16 protein-coding genes and 1 tRNA gene are annotated in these 22,655 nt (G+C 62.1%); 10 read left to right on the plus strand and 7 right to left on the minus strand.

Features of this window, described 5'->3' with window-relative positions:
* Positions 1-6 precede the first annotated feature (6 nt).
* Together CQ015_RS03255 and CQ015_RS03260 are read right to left on the minus strand one after the other, a co-directional pair.
* The gene (locus CQ015_RS03255) at positions 7-1,659 is read right to left on the minus strand and encodes an ABC transporter substrate-binding protein (protein WP_096287380.1); all 1,653 of its coding nucleotides are present in this window, start codon (positions 1,657-1,659) and stop codon (positions 7-9) included.
* Positions 1,656-2,831: a C45 family peptidase gene (locus CQ015_RS03260; protein ID WP_105569924.1), complete on the minus strand. Its 1,176-nt coding sequence runs from the start codon at positions 2,829-2,831 to the stop codon at positions 1,656-1,658. Before CQ015_RS03260 ends, CQ015_RS03255 begins: the two co-directional genes overlap by 4 nt.
* Positions 2,832-2,979: 148 nt before the next feature.
* Between CQ015_RS03260 and CQ015_RS03265 the strand changes: the two genes are divergently transcribed.
* Positions 2,980-3,828 (plus strand): MurR/RpiR family transcriptional regulator, encoded by an 849-nt coding sequence (locus CQ015_RS03265; RefSeq protein WP_219844278.1) that lies wholly within the window; start codon positions 2,980-2,982, stop codon positions 3,826-3,828.
* 815 nt (positions 3,829-4,643) lie between these two features.
* Here the strand turns inward: CQ015_RS03265 and CQ015_RS03270 are convergent.
* Positions 4,644-6,023: an MFS transporter gene (locus CQ015_RS03270; protein WP_308727271.1), complete on the minus strand. Its 1,380-nt coding sequence runs from the start codon at positions 6,021-6,023 to the stop codon at positions 4,644-4,646.
* Positions 6,024-6,609: 586 nt separating this feature from the next.
* Between CQ015_RS03270 and CQ015_RS03280 the strand changes: the two genes are divergently transcribed.
* Positions 6,610-7,644, plus strand: coding sequence for a DMT family transporter (locus CQ015_RS03280; RefSeq protein WP_105649316.1), 1,035 nt, complete (start codon positions 6,610-6,612; stop codon positions 7,642-7,644).
* A 287-nt stretch (positions 7,645-7,931) separates the two neighbouring features.
* On the opposite strand, the gene CQ015_RS03290 is transcribed toward CQ015_RS03280, so the two are convergent.
* The 3 genes from CQ015_RS03290 to CQ015_RS03300 form a co-directional block, all read right to left on the minus strand.
* Positions 7,932-8,007, minus strand: a tRNA-Asn gene (locus CQ015_RS03290).
* Between the two features lie 124 nt (positions 8,008-8,131).
* Positions 8,132-9,217, minus strand: a complete 1,086-nt coding sequence (locus CQ015_RS03295) for a glycosyltransferase family 1 protein (RefSeq protein WP_105649317.1) — start codon at positions 9,215-9,217, stop codon at positions 8,132-8,134.
* Between the two features lie 53 nt (positions 9,218-9,270).
* A complete protein-coding gene (locus tag CQ015_RS03300; RefSeq protein ID WP_105649318.1) occupies positions 9,271-10,539 on the minus strand; it encodes an MFS transporter in 1,269 nt (422 codons plus the stop codon).
* Between the two features lie 317 nt (positions 10,540-10,856).
* On the opposite strand from CQ015_RS03300, the gene CQ015_RS03305 reads away from it, so the two are divergent.
* The 8 genes from CQ015_RS03305 to bioD all read left to right on the plus strand — a co-directional run bounded on the left by CQ015_RS03305 (position 10,857) and on the right by bioD (position 21,892).
* Positions 10,857-12,377: an aspartate aminotransferase family protein gene (locus CQ015_RS03305; protein ID WP_105569920.1), complete on the plus strand. Its 1,521-nt coding sequence runs from the start codon at positions 10,857-10,859 to the stop codon at positions 12,375-12,377.
* Complete coding sequence (locus CQ015_RS03310) at positions 12,374-13,729, plus strand: lysine N(6)-hydroxylase/L-ornithine N(5)-oxygenase family protein (RefSeq protein ID WP_105569919.1); 1,356 nt, start codon at positions 12,374-12,376, stop codon at positions 13,727-13,729. The genes CQ015_RS03305 and CQ015_RS03310 overlap by 4 nt, the downstream gene beginning before the upstream one ends.
* A 7-nt stretch (positions 13,730-13,736) precedes the next feature.
* Positions 13,737-16,088, plus strand: coding sequence for a GNAT family N-acetyltransferase (locus CQ015_RS03315; protein ID WP_105649319.1), 2,352 nt, complete (start codon positions 13,737-13,739; stop codon positions 16,086-16,088).
* A gap of 160 nt (positions 16,089-16,248) precedes the next feature.
* Entirely contained in the window at positions 16,249-17,484 is a 1,236-nt protein-coding gene (gene bioB, locus CQ015_RS03320; RefSeq protein ID WP_105649320.1) for a biotin synthase BioB, read from the plus strand.
* A complete protein-coding gene (locus tag CQ015_RS03325; RefSeq protein WP_105649321.1) occupies positions 17,484-18,842 on the plus strand; it encodes an adenosylmethionine--8-amino-7-oxononanoate transaminase in 1,359 nt (452 codons plus the stop codon). Before bioB ends, CQ015_RS03325 begins: the two co-directional genes overlap by 1 nt.
* Positions 18,835-20,010, plus strand: a complete 1,176-nt coding sequence (locus CQ015_RS03330) for an aminotransferase class I/II-fold pyridoxal phosphate-dependent enzyme (RefSeq protein WP_105649322.1) — start codon at positions 18,835-18,837, stop codon at positions 20,008-20,010. Before CQ015_RS03325 ends, CQ015_RS03330 begins: the two co-directional genes overlap by 8 nt.
* The gene (locus tag CQ015_RS03335) at positions 20,007-21,185 is read left to right on the plus strand and encodes a cytochrome P450 (RefSeq protein ID WP_105649323.1); all 1,179 of its coding nucleotides are present in this window, start codon (positions 20,007-20,009) and stop codon (positions 21,183-21,185) included. Before CQ015_RS03330 ends, CQ015_RS03335 begins: the two co-directional genes overlap by 4 nt.
* Positions 21,182-21,892, plus strand: coding sequence for a dethiobiotin synthase (gene bioD / locus CQ015_RS03340; protein WP_096287412.1), 711 nt, complete (start codon positions 21,182-21,184; stop codon positions 21,890-21,892). Before CQ015_RS03335 ends, bioD begins: the two co-directional genes overlap by 4 nt.
* A 144-nt stretch (positions 21,893-22,036) precedes the next feature.
* Here bioD and CQ015_RS03345 read toward each other — a convergent pair whose 3' ends face one another.
* Entirely contained in the window at positions 22,037-22,633 is a 597-nt protein-coding gene (locus CQ015_RS03345; RefSeq protein ID WP_258137662.1) for a TetR/AcrR family transcriptional regulator, read from the minus strand.
* Positions 22,634-22,655 lie beyond the last annotated feature (22 nt).

The raw sequence follows: 22,655 nt of genomic DNA on the forward strand, positions 1-22,655 counted from the left end.
GTGAGGCTACTTTCCCGCCGCCGCGCCAAGGTCGGCGGCCCACGGGTAGTAGATGAAGGCGGCCGACGAGGGGGCGCCGGTGACTTCGGCATTCAGCGCCACCGTCGCGGGGGTCTGAACCACCGGAACCCAGACCATGGCTTCGGTCCAGCGCGCTTCCAGCTCGATGGAGAGCTTGGCGCGCGCCGCGTCGTCGGTGGTTGCCTTGGCCTTGGCCACCAGTGCGTCGTAGGCCGGATCGGAGAATCCGACATAGTTCACCCGGGCGGTGCTCTCGCCGTTCTTGTAGAAGCCCACCGGGTCGTTCTTGGAGATGTAGTACTCATCGGAGAAGAAGTCGGCACTGGTGCGCAGGGTCTCGTCCGAATAGAAGTCGCCGTATTGCTGTGGCGGGACGGTGATGATCTTTGCGCTCAGGCCGATGCTTTGGGCGGCCGCGACCAGGGCGTTGGACACCACGTTGCGAACCGAGCTGCCGTCGCTGGCAATGACCAACTCGCCGTTGGGGAATGCGGAGGATGCAACGAGCTGCTTGGCCGCGGCAATGTCTGCCTCGCTCGGTTTGGCGGGCGCGCCCTCAAGCGCGTCGTAGGCGGTTTCGAACGTCTCGCGTTCATAACCCCAGGAGCCCGGGCCCACGGGGGTCTTCCAGGGTTCGGCCAGTGATCCGAATGCGGCGGTGGCGATGCCTTGCCGGTCGAGCACCAGGGACAGCGCCTTGCGGATGTTCGCATCCTTCAGGATCCCGCGTTCGGTGGCAATCAGCGACCAGACGTTGGTGGCCGGCCCCTGGGACACGGCGACATTGTCCTTGCCCTGCAGCGGAACGGCTGCGGCCGGCGAGTCCAGGTAGGCGCCTTGGGCTTCCCCGCTGATCAACGCGTTCACCACAGCATTTTCGTCTGCCCACCGGAAAGTTAGGGTTTCGGTCTTCGCGGCCTTGGCCGGGTTCCAGTATTCGACGGCCTGGTTCAGAACGACCTCGCTGCCGGACTTCCAGCTGCCAAGCTCATAGGGGCCGCTGCAGGCATCGGAGCCGCTCGGGCCGCCAAAAGCCTCGCCCTGAGCTTCGAGGGCCTTGCGGTTGTAGATGATGCCACCGTTGCCTGCCATCGCCTGGATGAAGATGGCGTCTTCGTCCAGCATGTGGGCAGTGACCTCGTGCGATCCGGTCTTCTCCAGCGATTTCACGTTGGCGTATTCGTCCGATTCCTCGGCGCCCTCGGCCATGTGGCGTTTCATGCTATAAAGCACGTCATCGGCGGTCATCGGGGTTCCATCGTGGAACGTCACGTCCTTGCGGAGCGTGAACACGACCGTGGCTTTGTCCACCCATTCGGCCTTTTGCGCCAGATGGCCGGAAATACTCAGGTCCGGCTGGAGCTGCATGAGACGCTCACAGATATTGGCCAGCACGGTACTGGCGCTGGTGGCACTGTCGGCGTCGGGATCCAGCGTGCTCGGTTCCTTCGAGAGCATCCACACTGCCTTGGCCAGGTCCCCGGTTGCAGGTGTGGTGGTGGGCCCGAAGCTCACTTCGACCTCGGGCACCGCCGTGGGGCCTCCGGCTCCGGAGCAGGCGCTGAGGCCGAGAGCAAGGGCGGCGAGCAGCGCCGGAATGGTGCGGCGTCCGGCGCTACGGCGAAGTGGACTGTTCATGATGCGTTCTCCTTCGTGGTTCCCATTGCGATTGAGTTGCGGCTGCCCGGGCCATCAAGGACGTTCCAGGGAAGAATTTGGTAGTCATTGGTGCAGGGGTTGCCCGGGGCAATGAAGTACTCGCCTGTGGTCAAGTCGATGCAGCTGGAGAGCAGCGTCGACCACTGGCGGACTTCGGGACGGCGCACATCCGGGTGGGTGCACACCGACTCCGGGTAGCCCAGATGATCAGACATGGCTTGATGAATCAGCTGGCGTGCCTGCTGGCTGTCCGTGGCCATGCGTACCTGGCTCAAGCCCGCTTCTGTGCGCGGTACCCGGAAGAGGGAGTCCACCGAGACCGGCTGGTAGCTCTCAGCCAGCTGGGCGGGGATGAATGCCTGGTAGTGGTTTCCGTGCACGAGCAGCCCGTTCGTGGGATACATCCAGCCACTGCGCCCCGGGGTGGTTTCCACGTCAATGGCAAATCCGTCCGCGAAAGTGAGTAACGCGTTGGAGGCGATGTGAGTCTTGGTGCGCACCAGCGTGTTCAGGGCGTCGGCGAATTCGCTCTGATTCAGCACCATACGGCGGATGAAGGTCTGCGGTAGCCCCAAGGCAGTGCCGAATCGGCCACCCAACCCATTGGCGTTCAGCGCAATGCCCGCGCTATTGGCCCCGTGCCGGCCGATCTGCCCGGCCTCCACCTGCATGATCAGCGTTGGCAGCGGGTCCTGAACAACGCGCAGGATCAGCACCGTGTCCCGAGTGCCATGGCGCCAATCCCAGTTTTGTCCAGCGTAGACGTGCCCGTCTCCGCTGGCAGAATCCAGCAGCGCAAAGCTCGTGCAACCCTCAACTTCATCTTCGTCCGGGGCGGGCAGAGCCGCCGCGTCGTAGATGACCTCCCCTCGCAGGTTCAACAACAGGATGTCAAGCATCTGGACCCCGGCGCCCTCGGCAATCCCGGCGATCTCCTCCATGATCTCCGGAGCCTTCTCGGCGCACAGTGGCACCCAAGCCGCCGCCCGTTCACGCATCCCCTCCCAACTGCGTCCGAGTTGTTGGTCAAAGGCCTCCGTGTAGAAGGAAATGGCCTTCGTGATTAGGTCGGCAGCTCCTTGTCCGTATTGCCTACCCCGTTCTCGCGGGGTTCCCGAAATCTCTAGGGTGCGAAGTTTCAACTGTTCCATTGAAGGTGTTCCTTATTGGCGCGAATGCCCGTTGCCGTTGGTGCCGCTCCCATAAACAGATGTATTGTCTGTTACAAGAAGGGAAGTGCTTGAAATGAACGATACAACAAAATCTGGTGATGTAACAGACATTACGGAGAATCCAGGCTTGTTAGTTTTACAGCAGCGGGTCCGCGACCACTGGGAAGAACTATCAAGGGCCGAACGTTCGGTGGCCCAACTACTAGTGCGCACCACTGCCGAGCGGCTGCTCTACGCCGGGGCGCAAGACCTTGGCGCAGAGAGCCGAACCAGCAACGCCACGGTGGTGCGCACCATCCAGTCACTCGGATACAGCGGTCTCTCCGAACTCAAACAGCAGGTCGCGGCGCCGTTCTCCGCCGCGGTCTCCCCCGAGATTCGGGCACGCCAACGGATCAAGAGTATCGGAGGGAACATTGAGGAGGTCTGGCGCAGCGTGAACACGGAGGCCTCGGAACGCTTGGAACTGGCTTTCGCCGAATCCTCCATCGAACCAATGACGCGCGCCGTGCACTTGGCGCTGGCGGCCCCGCGGGTAATCACCTATGGCGTCGGAGCCTCGGGATTGGCAGCGGAGCATCTTGCTCTCAAGCTCAATCGCATCGGGCTTCCCTCCCATTTCATATCCGCCAGTGGCTTTCAACTGGCCGACCAACTGCTGATGATCAGCGCCGAGGACGCAGTGATGGTTTTCGCCCCTGGGCGAATGCTTGCCGACCTTCGCGTATTGCTCCAACGCGCTCGCGACGTAGGAGCAAAAGTCGTACTGATTAGCGACGAACTACAAGAGGAACTCAGCGGCGAGGTCGAGGTCTGCCTGCACGCTCCACATACCCCGACGGGACTCACCGCAGAAGCGCTGACCTCCCTGTTGGTGGCCGACGTTCTAGTCCAGACAATTTCCGCTATGGAGCAAACCCGAACGGTACAGACCAAACACGAACTTACTGTCCTGCGTCACGCCTTGGCCCATTAACGAGCTTTTCATGGGGTTTCGGATGAACGCTGGCTCCACGGCATTACACAGATCGGCGGATCGTCGTGTTTTCGGTAACGCCAAGAACCTATGGGCCGCCGACCAGGGTACTGGTTCCATCGCCCGGCTACTGGCTGTAGTTCACTTCGGGGGTCCATCGTGACATGGTGGATTGCGCCGCGAGGTACCGGTTCACCAGCGTTCGCGCAGGTGCGCTGCCCCTACCACGGACGGCTCAATAGGGTAGGTTCTCCAGCTGATTCCCGTGCACGTTGGCTTCTTTCTTTCAGCGTGCAAATCCGCATGCCAAAATCTCCATGCTCACTCGTTACACCAGAGAATGAGGCCGCCTACGTTTTTACGGTCCAACGGTCCGTGACAGCTCCCACTTAGTCCGCAGTACTCTCGAATCATGAAGTTCACGGTCGGTTCTTTGACGGTGTCCATATAGGCTCCGGAAGCCGTATCAATAATTGAAGAACTCAACGGACAGTTAACGAAACCGAAGACGAGCTAGTTGCCCGCCTCCGGCCCCAGTTTCTAAACTAGCGAATTGGCTGCGATGTCAAGACGCTGCTAAATCCGCCGCACGGCCCTCAATTCCTCACAGGTTATGAGCCACACCCCCATTACCTCTGGATTTAGGGTTGCCGCGGATCGCTTGGCTCCCAATGAGTTGAGTGACCCTTCGCGAGCGATCAGCAGTTGGTGTTGGGCTTTTTGTATCCGCCTGTCGATTATTGATTACCTGTTGATGCATCCAGACTGAAATAAAAGAAGCTGAAGTGATGCGCCCTAATACCTCGTCCCCGCTGTCATGCGGAGATTGATTCGCCTGACGAGGGAGTGGAAGCAGCGGATTTGCTCATAGTGGTGGCAGTTATCACCGCTCCTGCAAAGGCGAGGATGGCGGCACCGATGAAGGCCGCCGAATACCCCCGCGTCAGATCCACCGCGGACGGTTCGGCACCGGAGATACCGTAAACGATTGCCGTGAGGGCTGCGAGGCCGAGGGCCGATCCGATCTGGTAGCTGGTACTCACCAACCCGGAGGCAACACCCGTTTCGACGGGCGGTGCGGCATTGATCGCGGTACCAAGTGAGGGGACGAACGCCAATGACATCCCGAGGGCCGCCAGCAGCGATGCCGGTAGAACGTCTGTGGCATAGTTTCCGTCCGGTTGCATCAAGGAGAGCCACATGAGTCCGGCCGCCAGCACGAGCAGCCCGGTGACAATCAGCGCCTTGGCACCGAACCGGGCTTGAAGCCGTGGCGCCAACGCGACCATGACGAGCACGACCAGGCCGGTCATCGGCAGGAGCGCGGCACCAGCAGCGAAAGCGGTAGCACCAAGCACCTGCTGTAGATACAGATTCAGGAAGAACCACATGGATACCCATGCCGCACCCAGCAGGAGCTGTGCGCCATTGGCCGCCCCGAGGAGCGGCGTGCGAAGCAGTCCGAGGCGCAGCAGGGGGTTGCGACTTCTTGCCTGAATCACGAAGAAAATAGCCAAAAGGACGAGGCCTCCGGCCAGGACGCCGAGAGTAGGCGCGGTAAGCCACCCCACTTCTGGGGCATTCACAATAGCGTAGACGGTCGCAGCAAGCCCGCCAGTCACGGTGGATGCCCCGGCGATGTCAATTGATCCCGACGCCTTCCTCGCGGTTCGAGGAAGCACCGTTGCGGTGAATGCCAGCACGAAGACCGCGATCGGAATGGTGACATAGAAAACCCAGGGCCAGCTCGCGTATTCGGTCAGCACTCCGCCGAGGAAGACGCCGGCGGTGCCCCCGATTGGTGCCGCAGCTCCGTAGACCGCGAAGGCCTTAGGAAGATCGGCAGTGCCGCCAAAGAGCATCATGAGCAGAGTCAGCGCCGCCGGCGCGATCAGGGCAGATCCGGCACCCTGAACGGCGCGGCCTGCGATCTCAAGCTCAATGCTGGTGGCTGCTCCAGCCATCAGCGATCCTGCGATCAATACGAGCCAGCCCAACACAAAGACCTTCCGCGCTCCGAAGGCATCCGCAAGACGACCCCCAAGTAAGAGCAAGCCGCCGAATGCCACTACGTAGGCGTTGAATACCCATGATAGGGACTCCGGGGTGAAACCGAGATCTCGTTGCATGTCGGGCAGGGCGACGCCAATGATCGAAGTGTCCATGATGACTACGAACTGGGCCGTGGCGATCAGTGCTCAGCCGAACCATCGCTTTGCTGGCGATGGTGGTGGGTGGACAGACATGTGAGTTCCTCCTGAAAGATTCCAGGATATATCCGGTATGGATACAATCTATACCCATAGGGGGTATGGGTATAAGGTATACCCATAGGGGGGTATATCTGTCAATTAAGCACACCGAGACGTCATCACGACCGGTCATACGGCAGGAGAAAGGCCCGATGGCTGACCTCAAATGACAGCTAACGCTCTTCATAGGGCAAACAACATCGAATTTCCGGAAACCTCACCCAAGGAGACCTAATGAGAGAGTCCACAGAACTCTTCGGCGCATCTAATTTGCTGACGAAACGCATTGAGACCGTTGGCTTCGATTGGCACCAAGCCGAACACTCCGTTGCGAATCGGCTGGACGCAGCTGGAATCAGTGGCACGAACGCCAATATTGATCGGGACATGCCGCGTGACACGGCCGTGCGGTGGCGCCAAGGAGAACGACGGCGAATCAGCAACTTACTCCAGTCAGGGAGCGCGTGGTACGGATCCTCCGCGCATTTCCAGTTGTTCCAAGATCTGAAGCGAAAGGTCGCGATTTAGCATGACTGACGCACATCGACCGGACATTTCGAAAACTTACAACCAAAGGCCAAGGCGACGCGCGCGAGTTGCCCTGTCCGGCCGAGTACGAGTAACCGGCGCCCTACTGCTAGTTGGCCTGCTCTGGGGAAGTTCGTTCCCCTTGATTGCCATTGCCGCTCCGGCATTCGGAGCCGTCGGAACGACCCATGGTCGCTTCATCGTCGCAGCGTTGGCGCTTACGCTTATGACTGCTGCCAGCAAAGCAACTTGGCACGCAGTCGGCCGGCGGTTCCCTGCATTCCTACTGTTAGCGGCCCTTAATGTCGCGGCTCCACTCACGCTTGTCGCAACGGCAATCGTTGGACTCAACGCGTCGATGGCGTCGATCTTGAACGCCACAACACCAATGTTCACGGTATTCGTTGCCGCTTTCTGGCTTAGGCAAAGGGTCACTCGACGCCAGATGGTAGGTGTCATAACTGGCATTGTCGGTGTATCGATGCTCGTGGGAGGAGCTCCGTTGCAGGTCGATAGCCGCGCACTGGTGGCGGTTGGAGCCTCCTTGACAGCGGCTCTGCTATACGCTGTGGGCGGCGTCTACGCCCGAAAGTCATTTCTCGGCACTCCTCCCATGACACTCGCCCTCGGCCAGCAACTTGCCGCTGCAACACTTCTGGTCCCACTTACCGCCATCGCACCCCCGATTGGCCCAATCACTGGCGGTCCGCTAATTGCCGTCCTTGCGCTGGGCTTCGGAGCTACCGCCGCGGGCTATTTGGTCTATTTCTGGGTTATTCGCCAAGCTGGGCCGGTGACTGCATCGACCGTTGCGCTTCTGGTTCCCATTTCGGCCTCCACCATAGGCGTGCTGTGGCTGGACGAGCCCGTGACCTTCGGACTCATTGGCGGACTTTTCATCATTCTTGCCGGAGTTGGCCTGCTCCTGGAGCGTCCGTCTGCGCGCCCTCGCGTGGATACAGTTGCAAATATCAATGATACGAACGAAAACAGACGTGGCAAGAACCACCATGAAACACGTGAGCGTCGGAAGTGAAGGACCCTCTTGCATCAATTGGTTTCGTGACCGCCGACCCTACTCGTTTTCGCGGAAAATAACTCCTTCTCCAACTAGGCCAGTGAGGAAGCTTGTTCCTGATTGACGCCGACGGCTGCGCCCAGCAACCCAACGCAATTTTTGAGACCGTCGTGGCGCGTAATAGTTCTGTAAACGCACAGGCATTGACCCACCAGAAGGACCATTCGCGTGCCCGGGTGCCGAACAACGGATCGATACTAAAAAACACCCCGTATTCATCTGAAGATGAATACGGGGTGTTCACTTGGCTCCTCCAACTGGACTTGAACCAGTAACCCTTCGATTAACAGTCGAATGCTCTGCCAATTGAGCTATGGAGGAAAGCTACGAGAACTACTTTAGCACTAGCCAAGTACTGTTTTGAAATCAGGGATTCAACTCGCGCGCAAGGCATGCAGCTACCCGACCCGAGAGTCGGCGATTCCTTTCAAATCCAAGTCGAAACCTATTTTGGCGAACGGCGCGAGTTCTCAATCGCGTACTGCGCCAGTTCAACTAATTGCCGGGCCGAGGCATCCCACGAATATTGGCCGGCACGAACAAGCGCACGGTCCGCATATTCTCTCCAGACATCCCGGTCCGAGAGCTTCTGCACCTGTTGCGCGAAGGCTTCCGCGCTATCGGGGTCCGCAAAAAGGGCCGCATCTTGGGCCACTTCTCGGAAGATCGGCATGTCGGTGACTACCACCGGAGTGCCCGCACTCATCGCTTCCACCAGCGGAAGCCCATATCCTTCTTCACGCGACAGGGTCACCAAGGCGGTGCACGAAGCCAGCAAGCGGGCATACTCTTCGTCGCTCACTCCCCCATGGAATACCACCTTGGCGTTGTGCGGAATTTCAGCTTCCAACTCGGCGCGACGCTGCTGGCTGATGCCGCTGAGCAGGTGCAACTCGTAATCGGGCAGCAGCCGCATGGCCCGGATCAACGTCTCGACGTTTTTATATTCCATAAATGATCCCATGTAGAGCAGCGTGTTCTTCGCGGTCGCTCGCAGATCGCGGCTTGCGCTCTCGCGCGACGGAGCATTGGATACCAAGCCGATATGTCGCTTAGTGAGCCTGTGCTTGCGCATCAGATCCGCGGTGGTTTGTGAAACGGTAGCTACCGCGTCGGCACGGTTCAGCAGAATTCGTTGCGGGAAGTAGACCTGGTGGAACAGGAACCAGCCCCAGCGGATGGGCGCGGGCAAAAATTTCGGGGCATGCGGGTGCGCATAGTAAATCAGATCGTGCAGGGTGAGAATGACCGGGAATTTTCGCCCCAGCGTGCCCATGGTTTGCATCGGGGAGAACACCACATCTGGCTGCAGCTTATTGATCTGCAGCGCCACCAACGGTTCAAGGACGCTCGTGGGGGCAGAAATCTTGAGGTGCGGAACATCTGGCAGCAGGTCCAACTGCCGCAGATCGTTGATCAGCATCGTCACGTCGGCGATCTTGGCCGTTGCTTCGATGAGTCCCGCGGTATAGCGGCTGATTCCGTCGTGATGGGTGACCCGGGTATATCGGGCATCGATGACGAGTTTCACGAGCGTGGAAGCCTTCGTTTGGGGAGCTGGTTTTCCAAGCTTATCGTTTAAGGTCACCGAGTCTGACCTGCGCTCAAAAGTGCCTTTCGCGGGCGCACCATGAGGTATGCGATGAGCCCGGCGGCAACGGCCAGCGGCCACAGCCCCAGCGCAGCCGGAATGCCGAAGGCCGAACCGATGGCGCCGCCGGCAAGGCTTCCCAACGGTATCGCGCCGAAAGTGAACAATCGGCGAGCGCTGCTCACCCTGCCCAAGAGCTGCTCCGGCGTAATTTCTGCAACCCACGCCGAGACGGCGATGTTGAAAACAATCACCACGATCCCCCACGCCACTGCTTGCACACCGAGCAGAATCATGGAAACCAACGGGGCAGTGAATGCGGCGATAAAAACCATGGAGGCCAAGAAAAATTGACTGAGCAATGTCACCGTCGTCAGCCGAGCCGTTGAAAACCGAGTGGCAATGCGTGTGGCCAGCGCGGCGCCTAGCAGCCCACCGGCACCGCCAAGTCCGGCAAAAATGCCAAATCCTTGGGCACCGAATCCTAGATAATTCACGATGAACAACGCTTCTACCGCGGAGCCTAGCGCGAGCCCGAAGTTTGAGCACATGACCGCAACGGTGACCGCAATCAGAATCCGGTTTGTGCGCAGGTATTTCAGCCCGGAAAGCCAGCGGGTATCGTGTTTTTCTTCCTCAGTACCGGGACTTTGATTTCCTTGCGACCCTGGCTTGCGTGGGAGCCTGACCAGATAGGCGAACCCCAGGGCCAGCATGGCTAGAACCACGACGACCGCCAGAAGGGTTGACGCTCCGAAGATGACGAAGCTGGTGCCCGCGACAACAGGGATGATAATCGCCAGCGACTGATCCGCGGCGGTGAGTTTAGCGATCAGCCGACTCATCGAGGTTGCGCGTTTCGCGCCGGTGTTCGTGTTCAATTGCGGGACGGCCGAGACTTGTGCAGTCTCTGCTACGACATTGCAGACGCCCAGCAGCGTGACCAGCAGGAATCCGTAGCCGATGTTCAGGGTCCCGGTGAAGGTCAACAGCAAGAGGCAACCGGCCAGCACGAGCTTGGCGGCAAGCCCAATGCGCAGCAACCGCAGAGGCCGGTAACGGTCAACCAGGTATCCGATGGGAATTGTGGCGACGAGGAATGCGGCGGAACCCAAGGTGTTGAGCAGGCCCATTTGCCAGGCGCTTGCACCAAGTGCGGTGACGAAGATGAGGTCCACGGTGAAGTCCGCCAGGTTTCTGCCGGCTGCGTCGCTGGCATTTGAATAAAGGAAACGTCGCTCACCACGCAAAATCGTTTCCATTACGCTCCATGAAAATTGTCAGAAAGGTCACACCGAGGCCTCACGGCAACGCTACCTCATCGCGAACCGAGTCGACCAGCATTTCTCCTTGTCGACCGGCAATCTTGCGTGTTTGAGCGGCGAAATTTGGCGAGATTCCCATCTTCGTCTCGCGCCCAAGATTCGCTGCGATTTCGACTCCTTGAGCATCTTCAAATGGTTCCCCGCGGATCGTCATATCCGCAAAGGGCTTGCAATACGTTACCTAGTTGTGATGTTAATAGTTCGCGGTTAGGGAAGACTAACCAAATACTTAATTCACCATGTGAGGAGTATCCGTGGGAACCTCTCTTGAGACCCTGCACATCCCCCTGTTTGACTCGCAGCTTTTTGATGACTCATTGCTGTGCTCGGGCACCTTAGATCATTATGAGTCCGAGGCCCGAGAGGCACTGTTGCGGGTCACCGATCAGCTAGCCGCCGTCGAATCACCCACCACCGGCCCCTCGCCGGAGGATCTGCAAGGCCTGGTCGATGCCATCGACCTCGACTCACCGCTTGGGAGCAACGCCGAGTCTTTTGACGAGCTGAAAAAGATCTACCTGCGTGACGCCGTCTATTTCCATCACCCGAAATACGCCGCGCATCTCAATTGCCCGGTGGTAATTCCTGCGGTGGCCGCCGAAGCATTCGTCACCAGCCTGAACACCTCAATGGATACCTTTGACCAGAGCGCCGGGGCCACGCTCATTGAGCGTCGCCTCACCGCGTGGACCGCGCAGCTCATTGGATTCCCGCAACTCGCCGCGGATGGCATCTTCACCTCCGGTGGCACCCAGTCCAATCTGCAAGCCATGTTGATCGCCCGCAACGCCGCGGTGTCGAAAACCTCCGGCTCCTTGCCTCAGCGGCTGCAGAACCTGCGCATCTATACCTCACAAGATGCCCACTTCAGTATCTCTAACGCAGCGATGATGCTGGGGCTGGGGCATGAGGCCGCCGTCGGCATTGAAACCGACGGCCACCACCGGATGGACGCCGACAAGTTACGCGAGCAGATTGCCCGCGATATCAATCGTGGATTGGTTCCGATGGCGATCTCGGCGACCGCGGGAACCACCGATTTCGGGGCCATCGATCCGCTGGGACCCATAGCTGCCCTGGCCAATGAGGTCGGCGCATGGTTCCACGTCGACGCCGCATATGGCGGTGGACTGCTGCTTTCCTCCTCGCACCGCGAACGGCTGTCGGGCATAGAGCTTGCAGACTCGGTGACCGTGGACTTCCACAAGTCCTTCTTCCAGCCAATAGGTTCCAGCGCCTTGATCCTGCGCGAGGCAGATTCCTTCGAATCCATTGTCCACTACGCCGAATACCTGAACCCGAAGTCCCAAGCCCAGCAGACCCCCAACCAGGTCGACAAGTCGCTGCAGACCACTCGGCGCTTCGATGCGCTGAAGCTTTGGGTTACCCTCCGCACACTTGGGGCGGTGCGTCTGGGTGCCATGTTCGACCGGGTGATCGAACTCGCCGAATCCCTCGAGGCCGAGGTCTCTCTCCGGCCGCAGCTGGAGCTGGCGGCCCCGGTGCAACTGAGCACCTTGGTCTTCAGCTTCAAAGATCCCGGCAGCCACCTGAATTGCTCCGAAATGAATGAACTGACTAACCAGATTCGCCAGCGGCTCTACCGCACCGGCGAAGCGATGATCGCTGCCACCACCGTGGACGGTCAGCGCGTGCTCAAGCTGACCTTGCTGAACCCGAATACCACCATGAAAGACCTGACCGAAATACTCGACGCAATTTGCCGCGTCGGCAATGACTTGCTGCTCGAACGCTTAGAAGGAGCTCGCGCATGAACCGTGGATTAGCCCAGGAGCACTTTGATGTGATCGCCATTGGCGCTGGCCCCTTCAATCTAGGGTTCGCTGCCCTCACCGACCCGCTCCCGGAGTTGAAGGTCGCGGTGCTGGAGGCCAGCGACAACTTCGTGTGGCACCCGGGCATGATGCTGGACGGCGCGCACCTGCAGGTGCCCTTCATGGCAGATCTTGTCACGCTCGCAGATCCCACCAACAAGTTTTCCTTCCTGAACTATCTGAAGGAAAAGGGGCGAATCTACCCGTTCTACATCCGCGAAAACTTCTACGCGCTGCGCAACGAATACAGCGACTATCTAGCGTGGGCTGCGCAACTGCTGCCCAGTGTCCGCTTCGGACATCGCGTACTTTCTGCCGAATTTGCGGACGGCGCCTACCAGCTTTCGGTGCTCACCGATCGAGGCCTGACCCATTTCAGCGCGGACAAGCTGGTGCTCGGCACCGGTTCCCAGCCCTATCTCCCGGACTTTGTCGACGAGCAGTTGCTGTCCACGAGCTCGGTGACCCATTCCTCCGAGTACCTGCATTCACGGCAGAGCATCATTGAGCCAAAGGCCGAGCAGACGCCCAAGGTCGTCACGGTGCTGGGCAGTGGACAGAGCGCCGCGGAAATCTTCCTCGACCTGCTGCGCAACCTGCCGGAACAAGACCATTTGGTATGGGCGACACGCTCCGAGCGTTTCTTCCCGCTGGAGTATACGAAGCTGACCTTGGAAATGACTTCGCCAGAATATATTGACCACTTCCATGCCCTGCCGATCTCGGAGCGCGACGCGCTGTCCAAGGCGCAAAAAGGCCTGTACAAGGGCATCAATGCCGACCTGATCGATGAAATACATGAAGAGCTCTACCAGCGCAGCGTGACTTCTCCGGCCCCCATTCACCTGCGCACAGGATGCGCCGCAACAGCCGTGGCCCCTCAGGACGGAGCGATCCTTGTCGAGCTGCACCACGAACGGGAAAAGGAGAATCTCGCATTCCTCACCGACGCGCTGGTCCTTGCCACTGGCTACCGCAACGGCACACCAGACTTCCTCGAAGGCCTCGAAGACCGAATCACCCGCCTGCCCGACGGCCGCCTGGACGTGGACCGCAACTACTCGGTAGGCACGAACCACGACATCTTCGTGCAAAACGCTGAACTGCACACGCACGGATTCACCGCCCCGGATCTCGGCATGGGCGCCTACAGGAATTCGGTACTCATCAACCGCATTGCCGGGCGCGAGGTCTACCGAGTCGAGGAGCGCATCTCCTTCCAACGGTTCGGTGCCGCATCGCTGGAGAACTTGCCAACTTCCCAACCGCAGCCAATCTCGGCCCAAGACTAGGAGCCCCATGACGACCTACGACTCATTTACCTTCCGCAGCATTCAGCTGCCCTCCGACGCTGAGCTATTGCACTCCTGGATCGCCACCGAGCATGCCCGCTATTGGGGAATGGCCACCGCGAGCCTTGACGAGGTTGAAACCGAATATCGCGGACTGCTGGAGCTCCCCAACTATGAGGTGCTCCTTGGAGAGCTTCGCGGTGAACCACGCTTCCTGGTTGAACTCTACGATCCCTCGACATCCACGCTCGCGGGAAAGTACCCGTATGTCCGTGGAGACCGCGGGCTGCACTTCCTTGCTCCGGTCCCCGCGGGGAAAGTCGAGACCGGGTTTACCTTGCATGCCCTCGGTGCGGCCATCCGGCACGCTTTCGCGCAACCGGGAATTGAACGGGTGGTGGTCGAACCCGATGTACGGAACAAGGCGATTCAAGCTCTCAACTCGCGCGTCGGCTTACAGCCGCTGAAGGAAGTCACGCTTGATGAGCCGCAAGGTCCCAAGCAGGCGTTGCTTTCGATTTGTACCCGCGAGGATTTTGAGCGCACCACCGGGATATCAGCCGGCGCCAACCACTTAAGTCCGGCCCGCTGGGAACGGGCGAATAGGCATGTTCTGGCCAAGGCCCTAGGCGAATTCAGCCACGAGCGCCTGCTGGAGCCGCTCCCCCTGGGAGAGGACCGTTACCGGGTCGAAAAGCAGGGACACCGCTACGAATTTACCGCCCAACGCTACGCGCTGAATCACTGGCAGATCTCGCAGTCATCGGTTGAACATCTAATCCAGGCCGCCGAGGGCTGGCACGGTGGCGACGTAGACGTATTGGATTTTGTCACCCTTTTCGCCACCGAACTCACGCTCAGCGAGGCACAGCTCCCCACTTATCTAGAGGAGCTAAACAGCACGCTAGGCAGCCATTGCTACAAGCAGGCGCATGCGCTCCACGACAGCACACAGCTTGCCGAAGCCACCGGCAGCCCGGCAGAATCCTTCCAGCGCATCGAATCCTCCATGACCGAGGGGCATCCGTGCTTCGTGGCCAATAATGGGCGCATCGGCGTAGGAAGCTCCGACTACCTGCGTTATGCGCCGGAAACGGGATCCGCTATCCGGCTCGGTTGGGTTGCCGCGCATATTTCACAGGCCTCATTCGACTCCATAGACGGGCTGGACTACCAGTCGTTGCTTGAACAAGAACTCGGCGGTGAAGCCAAAGCGACATTGGATCGGCACCTCTCCCGGCGCCTGGCCGGCACCGAACTCGATCCTGCGCAATACATTTATCTTCCGGTCCACCCCTGGCAGTGGGAGAACCGGCTGTCCACCACCTTTGCCAACGACATTGCTCGTGGTCAGTTGATTTGGCTGGGATATTCTGCGGACGAGTATCAGGCGCAACAGTCGATACGCACATTCTTCAATGTCACCTCACCGCGCAAGCACTATGTCAAGACCGCGATGTCAATTCTTAACATGGGGTTCATGCGCGGACTCAGCGCCGACTATATGAAGGTCACCCCGGCCATCAATCAGTGGCTTTATGAGCTCTTCGCCGCGGATCCGGTACTCGCCTCGCAACCGGTAGCGTTGCTGCGCGAGGTCGCGGCAGTCGGATATCGAAACCAGCAGTTCGAGGCGGCCACCACGCCCAGCGCACCACAGCGCAAGATGCTTGCCGCGCTCTGGCGTGAGTCGCCCATCGACATGCTGGAACCGGGCGAAACCCTTGCCACGATGGCCAGCTTGCTCCATGTCGATGCCCACGGCAAGAGCTACGCCGCGGCGCTTATCCGCCGCAGCGGACTTGAACCGAAGGTGTGGCTTAACCAATACCTGGACGCCTATCTGGCTCCATTGGTGCATTGCCTCGCGGCCTATGACTTGGTGTTCATGCCGCACGGCGAGAACATCATCCTGGTTCTGCGCGACGGGGCGGTGCAGCGGGTGCTGCTCAAGGACCTGGGCGAAGAAATTGCGGTGCTCTCGGACCGCGTAGAACTTCCGGAAACAATTCGTCGGGTGCGCACCGGTGGCGACCCGGTGCTTTCGATATTCACCGATGTTTTTGATTCCTTCTTCCGCTTCCTCGCCCCGTTATTGGATGCCGAAGACTTGCTTCCGGAAGCCGAATTCTGGCAGGTCGTCGCCGAAAGCCTGTTGAACTACCGGGAACAGCATCCTGATTTTGCAGACCGCTTCGAGGCCTTGGGCCTGTTTGCCGACAGCTTCCCGCTCTCCTGCCTGAACAGACTGCAACTGCGAAATAACCAGCAGATGCTGGATCTTTCGGATCAATCCGGCGGGTTGCTCTATGCCGGCGATTTGGACAATCCCTTGGTTCAGGTGGTTTCTCCGGTTTAGCGCTAGTTTCTCGCAGCTCGCGTCGTTTGGTTGGCATCAAACGACGCGAGCTGCTTCATTTAATCTTCGAGTCAATTACCTGAACAGTGTTCAATGATTCGGAAATCCGCTGTACAGTGAATTCAAACAATATTGAACACTGTTCAACAGGAGATTTTTGATGCCAACACTAACCGGCCCGAAGCGCACCGCGCTTGACCCCTTTGCCCTCGCCGCACGGATTAGCGAAGGGCACCGCCTGACCGCGTCCGAGTCCCGCGCTATCCTGGCCACATCCGATGAGCAGACACTAACGCTCGTCACGGCAGCCGGCCGGCTACGCAGGAAGCACTTCTCCAACACCGTGAAGGTGAACTATTTGGTGAACCTCAAATCTGGATTGTGCCCGGAAGACTGCACCTACTGCTCGCAACGTCTGGGATCCAAGGCAGAAATCCTGAAATACACCTGGCTCAAACCAGACGAAGCGGTCCGCCAGGCCGGACTTGGCATTGCCGCAGGTGCCTCGCGAGTCTGCTTGGTGGCTTCGGGCAAAGGACCCACCGACCGGGATGTCAATCGCGTAAGCACCATGATTGACCAGCTCAAAGAAGAACATCCGCAGGTAGAGGTCTGCGCTTGCCTGGGCATCCTCAAAGGCGGACAGGCCGAACAGCTCAAGACGGCCGGCGCCGATGCCTATAACCACAATCTCAACACCGCAGAATCCCTCTACCCGGAAATCTGCAGCACACACAGCTACCAGGAGCGCATAGCCACCGTCGAACAGGCCAAGGGGGCAGGCCTCTCCCCCTGTTCTGGACTCATTGTCGGCATGGGCGAAAGCACCGACCAGCTCATCGAAGCGGTCTTCGCGCTGCGTGCGTTGGATACCGACTCAATTCCGGTCAATTTCCTGATGCCCTTTGACGGCACTCCGCTGGAAGGAACTTGGAACCTCACCCCGCTAGCTTGCCTGCGCATCCTCGCACTGGTTCGTCTGGCCTGTCCAGACAAGGAACTGCGCATCGCCGCCGGCCGAGAAATGCACCTGCGCTCCCTGCAGTCCACCGCGCTGGAAGTGGCCAATTCGCTCTTCCTGGGCGACTACCTGACCAGTGAAGGCCAGGATGCGCGCGCCGATCTGGCGATGATCGCCGACGCCGGATTCGTGGTGCTGGGCCAGGAGGGCAAAAACACCGCGCAGATCGCCGAGACCCTGCACGCAGCCGCCGCCCACACCGCCCGCCAGCCAGCGGATGCAGGCAATGCCGCCGCGGCCGGGTGCGCCGGATCCTGCTGCTCCTCCGCGGCCTCAGCGGCCTGCGGCCAAGCGGCCTCCGGTGGCGGCGCCGGCGAGACGGAACCGGTGCTGCGCCGCCGTGGCGCCGGGACCGCAGAGAACCCGAACGCGTGATGGCCACCGATGCCAGCCTGCTCTCCCGCGACGCAGGGTTGCTCTGGCACCCCTACGCCGCACTTGATGCGGGGGCAGGCTACGCGGTCACCGAAGCACGCGGCGCCCGGCTGGTCCTCGAAGACGAAACCGGCACCCTCCGCGAGGTCATCGACGGGATGTCCTCATGGTGGTCAGCCGTGCACGGCTACCGCAACCCGGCGCTGGATGCCGCGGCGCGCGGACAACTGGAGAAGTTCAGCCATGTGATGTTCGGCGGACTGACCCACCAACCGGCCATCGAGCTGGCCGAGCGTCTGGTGGCCCTGGCACCGGGCGACCTGCGCCACGTGTTCCTGGCCGATTCCGGGTCAATCAGCGTCGAGGTGGCGCTGAAGCTCGCCCTCCAATACCAGGAGGCAAAGGGCCGCACCACGCGCCACCGGTTCGCGGCCCTGCGCGGCGGCTACCACGGGGACACCTTCGCCACCATGGGCATCTGCGACCCGCAGGACGGAATGCATGCGGCTTTCACCCGGCGCTCCTCCGCCGAACTCTTCCTGCCCAAGCCCCCGAGCGCACGCCGCACCGCACCGGGGCACTGGGAATACCTCGCGTCCGAGCTGGCCGACTGGGAAAGCACGGTGCGCGCGTTGGTCTCCAAGAACTCCGCGCAGCTGGCCGGGATCGTGTGCGAACCGGTGCTCCAGGGTGCCGGAGGCATGCACATCTACCCGCCGGCGGTGCTCGGCATCCTGCGCGAGCTCGCCGACGAACACGACCTGCCGCTGATTGCCGATGAAATCGCCACCGGATTCGGGCGCACCGGCGACATGTTCGCGGTGCACCATGCCGGCATCGTCCCGGACATCATGTGCGTGGGCAAGGCGCTGACCGGAGGGTATCTCACCCTGGCCGCGATGCTTTGCAGCAGCAAAATCGCCTCCGCGCTTGCCACCGGTGCCGGCTCCGCCGGGTCCGCACTGCTGCATGGGCCGACCTTTATGGGCAACCCGCTGGCCTGCGCGGTGGCCTGCGCCTCGCTCGACCTGCTCGCCGGGGCACCGGGCACCGCGCTAAAAGACGCTCCGTGGCGGGCCCAGGTCCCCGCGCTGGAATCCGGACTGCGCGCCGGGCTCGCACCGGCGGCCGGGCTGGAATCAGTCAAGGATGTGCGGGTGCTCGGCGGGGTGGGAGTCGTCCAACTTCGTGCCCCGGTTGACGTACCCGCGGTGACTCGGGCGGCGGTAGCGCACGGGGTCTGGGTGCGCCCGTTCCGCGATCTGGTCTACGTCATGCCTCCCTATATCAGCACCCCCGAAGAGCTCGCCGTGCTCGGCCGCGGACTGCTGGCTGCGGTGGAGCAGGTCCATGGCTGAGACCACCCCCGGCTGGGAGCGCTGGCTGTCCGCCCGAGCCACCGTGCGCGAACGCCGCGGCCTACGCCGCAGCGATGCCCCGCGGGCCGAATCCATCGATTTGGCCTCCAACGACTACCTGGGCCTATCGCATCATCCCGAGGTGCTCCGGGCCGCCGCCGAAACCCTGCGAAGCTCCGGCGCCGGGGCCTGTGCAAGCCGAATGGCCGGCGGAACTCTGTCCGTGCACCGGGAGCTGGAGGCCGCGCTGTGCCGGTATACGCACCGGGATGCCGCCTTGGTCTTCTCCAGCGGGTACACCGCAAACCTCGGGGTGCTCGGCTCCCTAGGCGGTCCGGGCAGCCTGTTCATCCTGGACGAGCATGCCCATGCCAGCCTGGTCGACGGGGCCAGGCTCTCCGGCGCGGCTGTGGCCACCGCCAGGCACAACGACCTGAAGGATTTCACGCGCCTGTTGAAAGCCAACCGCAGCAGCACCCAACCCAAGCCCCGGGTGCTGTTGGCCGTCGAATCGGTTTACTCGGTCTTCGGCGACGCCGCGCCGCTGCCCGAGCTGGCCGCATTGTGCCGGGAGTTCGGCGCGCTGCTGCTGGTGGATGAGGCCCACTCGCTGGCCGCCAGCGAATCCGGTTCGGCGCTCCGCGCCGCCGGCCTCGAAGGTTGCGGCCAGGTGATCAGCACCGCAACCCTGTCCAAGTCGCTGGGCGCCCAGGGCGGGGCGGTGCTTTTCGGCGGCCCGGAGGCCGCAGCGCTGCGCGAACATCTGCTCAACACCGCCCGCACCTTCATCTTCGACACCGCGCTGGCCCCCGCCGCCGCCGGCGGTGCCCTGGCCGCCCTGCGCTTGGCGAACCGGGCCCGGCTTGCCGCGCTGGCCCGGAACCAGCGGTTGATCCGCGGCCTCCTGGAGGACTACCCGGAACTGGCCGGGCGGGTGGAAGCCGGGGCCGGGCCGATCCACTCGGTGAAGATGCCCAGCGCCGCGGCCGCCGTGCGGGCCGCCGCCGCCCTGGCCGCGCAGGGCATCGCGGTGGCCTGCTTCCGCCCGCCCAGCGTTCCCGACGGAATCTCCCGCATCCGGCTGACCGCCCACGCCCACCAGCAACCGGCCGAACTGTCCGCGGCCATCCGGAAGGTGGCCAGGACGGCCATCGAGGAGGAATCATGAATTGCCCCTACGCACCCACCACCGGCAGCTTGGCCGACGCCCCGCTGGCCGGCCCGCTGCCCGCGGCCTTTCCCGAAGCCATCAACCGGCGCTACCGCAGCATCGAAGATCCGGACACTGTGCGCGGCATCTTGCGCCGCCCCGGGGAATTCACCACGGCCAACGCGCTGCGCACCGCCATCAACCTCGCCCCGGCCGCGTTGCGGATCCTGGCCGCGGTGAAATTCGCGCTGCCACCGGTGCTTTCCAGCGCCTCGGGCAGCGAACACCTCGCCGTGCGCCGGCTCGTCGCCGGATTCTTCAGCCCCGCCAAGATCCAGTGGCAGCGGCGGCCGATCACCGAACGAGTGCGGGAAATTTGCGCCCGGCTCGAACCGCGCTACCGCAACGGGGAGGTCCTCGATTTGGCCGCGGAGCTGGCCGCGGTGATCCCCGTCGAAATCATGGCGGTGCTGACCGGGGTGCGCGTGCCTCCGGCCGAAAACCTCAAACGCTGGAGCCAGGATTCGCTGGAATTGTTCTGGGGGTGGCCCGCGGAGGACCGGCAGCTGGTGCTCGCCGCCAGCGCCGCCGAATTCTATGCCTGGCTGGATCAGACGGTTCACGGGGCGGTCAGAAGCGAGGAGCCGAACCTCTATGCCGCGCTGCATCGATCGGGAGTTCCCGAACGCCAGATCCGCTCGCTGGCCTACTTCCTGGGGATCGCCGGACAGGAGACCACCGCGATGCTCATCCAGAGCACCCTGCACGTGGCGCTGCGCGATGGCCACTGGGCTGCCTGCGCCGACCCGGACACCGGGCCGGCCGCGGCCCAAGCCGTGGTGCGCGAGGTGCTGGCCGTCGCCTCCTCGGTGCCAACCTGGCGTCGCATTGCCGCCGTGGACGCCCGCGTCGGCGAGCATGAATTCGCCGCCGGTGAGGAACTGGTGCTGCGCCTGTCCGGCGGAATTCTCGGCGCCAGCGGCGACGATTCGCTGGCCTTCGGCCATGGGATCCACCGCTGCTTGGGGGCGGGCCTGGCCCGGATGGAGGCCGAGCTGGTGCTCGCCGAAACGGCCCGTTGCCTTCCGGACCTCGAAGCCGCCGGCGCGGCCCCGCGCTTCGCCCACCTGCTCTCCTTCCAGGCGCCGGTTGCGGTGCCGACTAGGTTCCCCTTCGAAAGGACCGACAGATGATCCAGGCCATCACCGGAACCGACACCGAGGTGGGCAAGACGGTGACCACCGCCGTGCTCGCCGCCCGGGCCCTGGCCCGCGGGACCCGGGTGGCGATCTACAAGCCGGCGCAGACCGGGGTGCTTCCCGGACAGCCCGGGGACGTGCAGGACGCGGCCGGCTGGCTTGGCCACCCGGAGCGGCTGGGCACCGCCGAGGGGGTGCGGCTGCGTGAGCCGATGGCACCGCTGGATGCGGCCCGGTGCGCGGGATTCGCCGACCCCGCCGAGGTCCTGCCTCCCCTGGCCGAGCACGTGCGGCGGATCCGCGAGCTGGCAGCTGCCTATGACGAGGTACTTGTCGAGGGCGCCGGAGGGCTCTTGGTCGAGCTGACTTCCGCGGGAGAGACCATCGCGGATCTGGCCGCGGCCCTCTCGGCGGAGCTCGTGGTCGTCACCCGCCCGGAACTGGGAACCCTGAACCACACCGCGCTGACCTTGGAAGCCTGTGCGGTGCGCGGCTTCTCCCGCGGCACGCTGGTGCTGGGCAGCTACCCGGACCGTCCCACGCAGCTTGCCGAATGCAATCTGGCGGGTCTGCGGACGTTGGCGACCCGTTACGGGTGGAGCTTCGCCGGAAGACTGCCCGCAAACCTGGTCCGCGATCCGGCACGCCGCCCGGAGGCGCTGGCCGCAGCGGCCCATGCCCTGGCTCCGACTCCGGCCTAGCCGCGCTGGTCGCTTCCGCGGTAGCCACGAGCCGCCTGTGAGCCAACTCCGAACCAGAGTTAGCCTGCATCCCCGGCGCCCAGGCGGGTAGCGGAACTCCCTGCCGCCAAGTTTTCACCCCGCTCCCGGGTTGATCCTCGCATCTCACCTATCAGCAGCCGCAACCGATATGCCGCTCCAGATAATGTCCATTGCGGCGTTGCACCGTTCCAGGGTCTCCGGGTTTGCGAGACTCTCGCCGCGCACCACTACCTGGTAGTAAAACACCCCGGAGAGCAGGTCGAGTGCCGCCTCCAGATCGGCATCAGCGCGGATCTCCCCCTGCTCGCGGCCACGTTCGAGGAGCTCGAGAAGCGGTACGCGCCGCTGCGAAACGTGCCCGCGCCAGTATTCACGCTGGAGATCTATGTCGGCAAGGGCGAGAAGCAGACGCTGGCGCAGCCGGTCTTCGGGAAAAGCGCCCACGCGTCCCTTGCCCGGCGTCGGGAACCCGTACTTGAGCGCCTCGCGCACCGGCAATCCCTCGGGCGGCCGGACCACCATGCGTCCGACATCGAGCGCGGCGGCGGTGAGCTTGTCCAGGGTTTCCCAACGGCGGTAGATCGCCGCGCGGCTCACCCCGCTGCGCTCGACAACTGCGCTCACGGTGATCGTCGCCGCCTCGTCGATTAGCTCATTGACCGCGACGAGCACACGTTCTTGCAGTTCGGTGTCCCGCGGACGACCAGGTCGGCGGGCCATTAGCGCCAGGTGTCCGCTGGTC

The organism is Arthrobacter sp. MYb221, from assembly GCF_002979835.1.
Classification (GTDB): Bacteria; Actinomycetota; Actinomycetes; order Actinomycetales; family Micrococcaceae; genus Glutamicibacter.

What these genes read in the sequence shown, in the direction of transcription:
- CQ015_RS03280 (WP_105649316.1), top strand. Translation starts at nt 6,610, where the DNA reads ATGACTGACGCACATCGACCGGACATTTCGAAAACTTACAACCAAAGG.
- CQ015_RS03315 (WP_105649319.1), top strand. Translation starts at nt 13,737, where the DNA reads ATGACGACCTACGACTCATTTACCTTCCGCAGCATTCAGCTGCCCTCC.
- CQ015_RS03255 (WP_096287380.1), bottom strand. Translation starts at nt 1,659, where the DNA reads ATGAACAGTCCACTTCGCCGTAGCGCCGGACGCCGCACCATTCCGGCG.
- CQ015_RS03310 (WP_105569919.1), top strand. Translation starts at nt 12,374, where the DNA reads ATGAACCGTGGATTAGCCCAGGAGCACTTTGATGTGATCGCCATTGGC.
- CQ015_RS03260 (WP_105569924.1), bottom strand. Translation starts at nt 2,831, where the DNA reads ATGGAACAGTTGAAACTTCGCACCCTAGAGATTTCGGGAACCCCGCGA.
- CQ015_RS03325 (WP_105649321.1), top strand. Translation starts at nt 17,484, where the DNA reads ATGGCCACCGATGCCAGCCTGCTCTCCCGCGACGCAGGGTTGCTCTGG.
- CQ015_RS03335 (WP_105649323.1), top strand. Translation starts at nt 20,007, where the DNA reads ATGAATTGCCCCTACGCACCCACCACCGGCAGCTTGGCCGACGCCCCG.
- bioB (WP_105649320.1), top strand. Translation starts at nt 16,249, where the DNA reads ATGCCAACACTAACCGGCCCGAAGCGCACCGCGCTTGACCCCTTTGCC.
- bioD (WP_096287412.1), top strand. Translation starts at nt 21,182, where the DNA reads ATGATCCAGGCCATCACCGGAACCGACACCGAGGTGGGCAAGACGGTG.
- CQ015_RS03300 (WP_105649318.1), bottom strand. Translation starts at nt 10,539, where the DNA reads ATGGAAACGATTTTGCGTGGTGAGCGACGTTTCCTTTATTCAAATGCC.
- CQ015_RS03345 (WP_258137662.1), bottom strand. Translation starts at nt 22,633, where the DNA reads ATGGCCCGCCGACCTGGTCGTCCGCGGGACACCGAACTGCAAGAACGT.
- CQ015_RS03330 (WP_105649322.1), top strand. Translation starts at nt 18,835, where the DNA reads ATGGCTGAGACCACCCCCGGCTGGGAGCGCTGGCTGTCCGCCCGAGCC.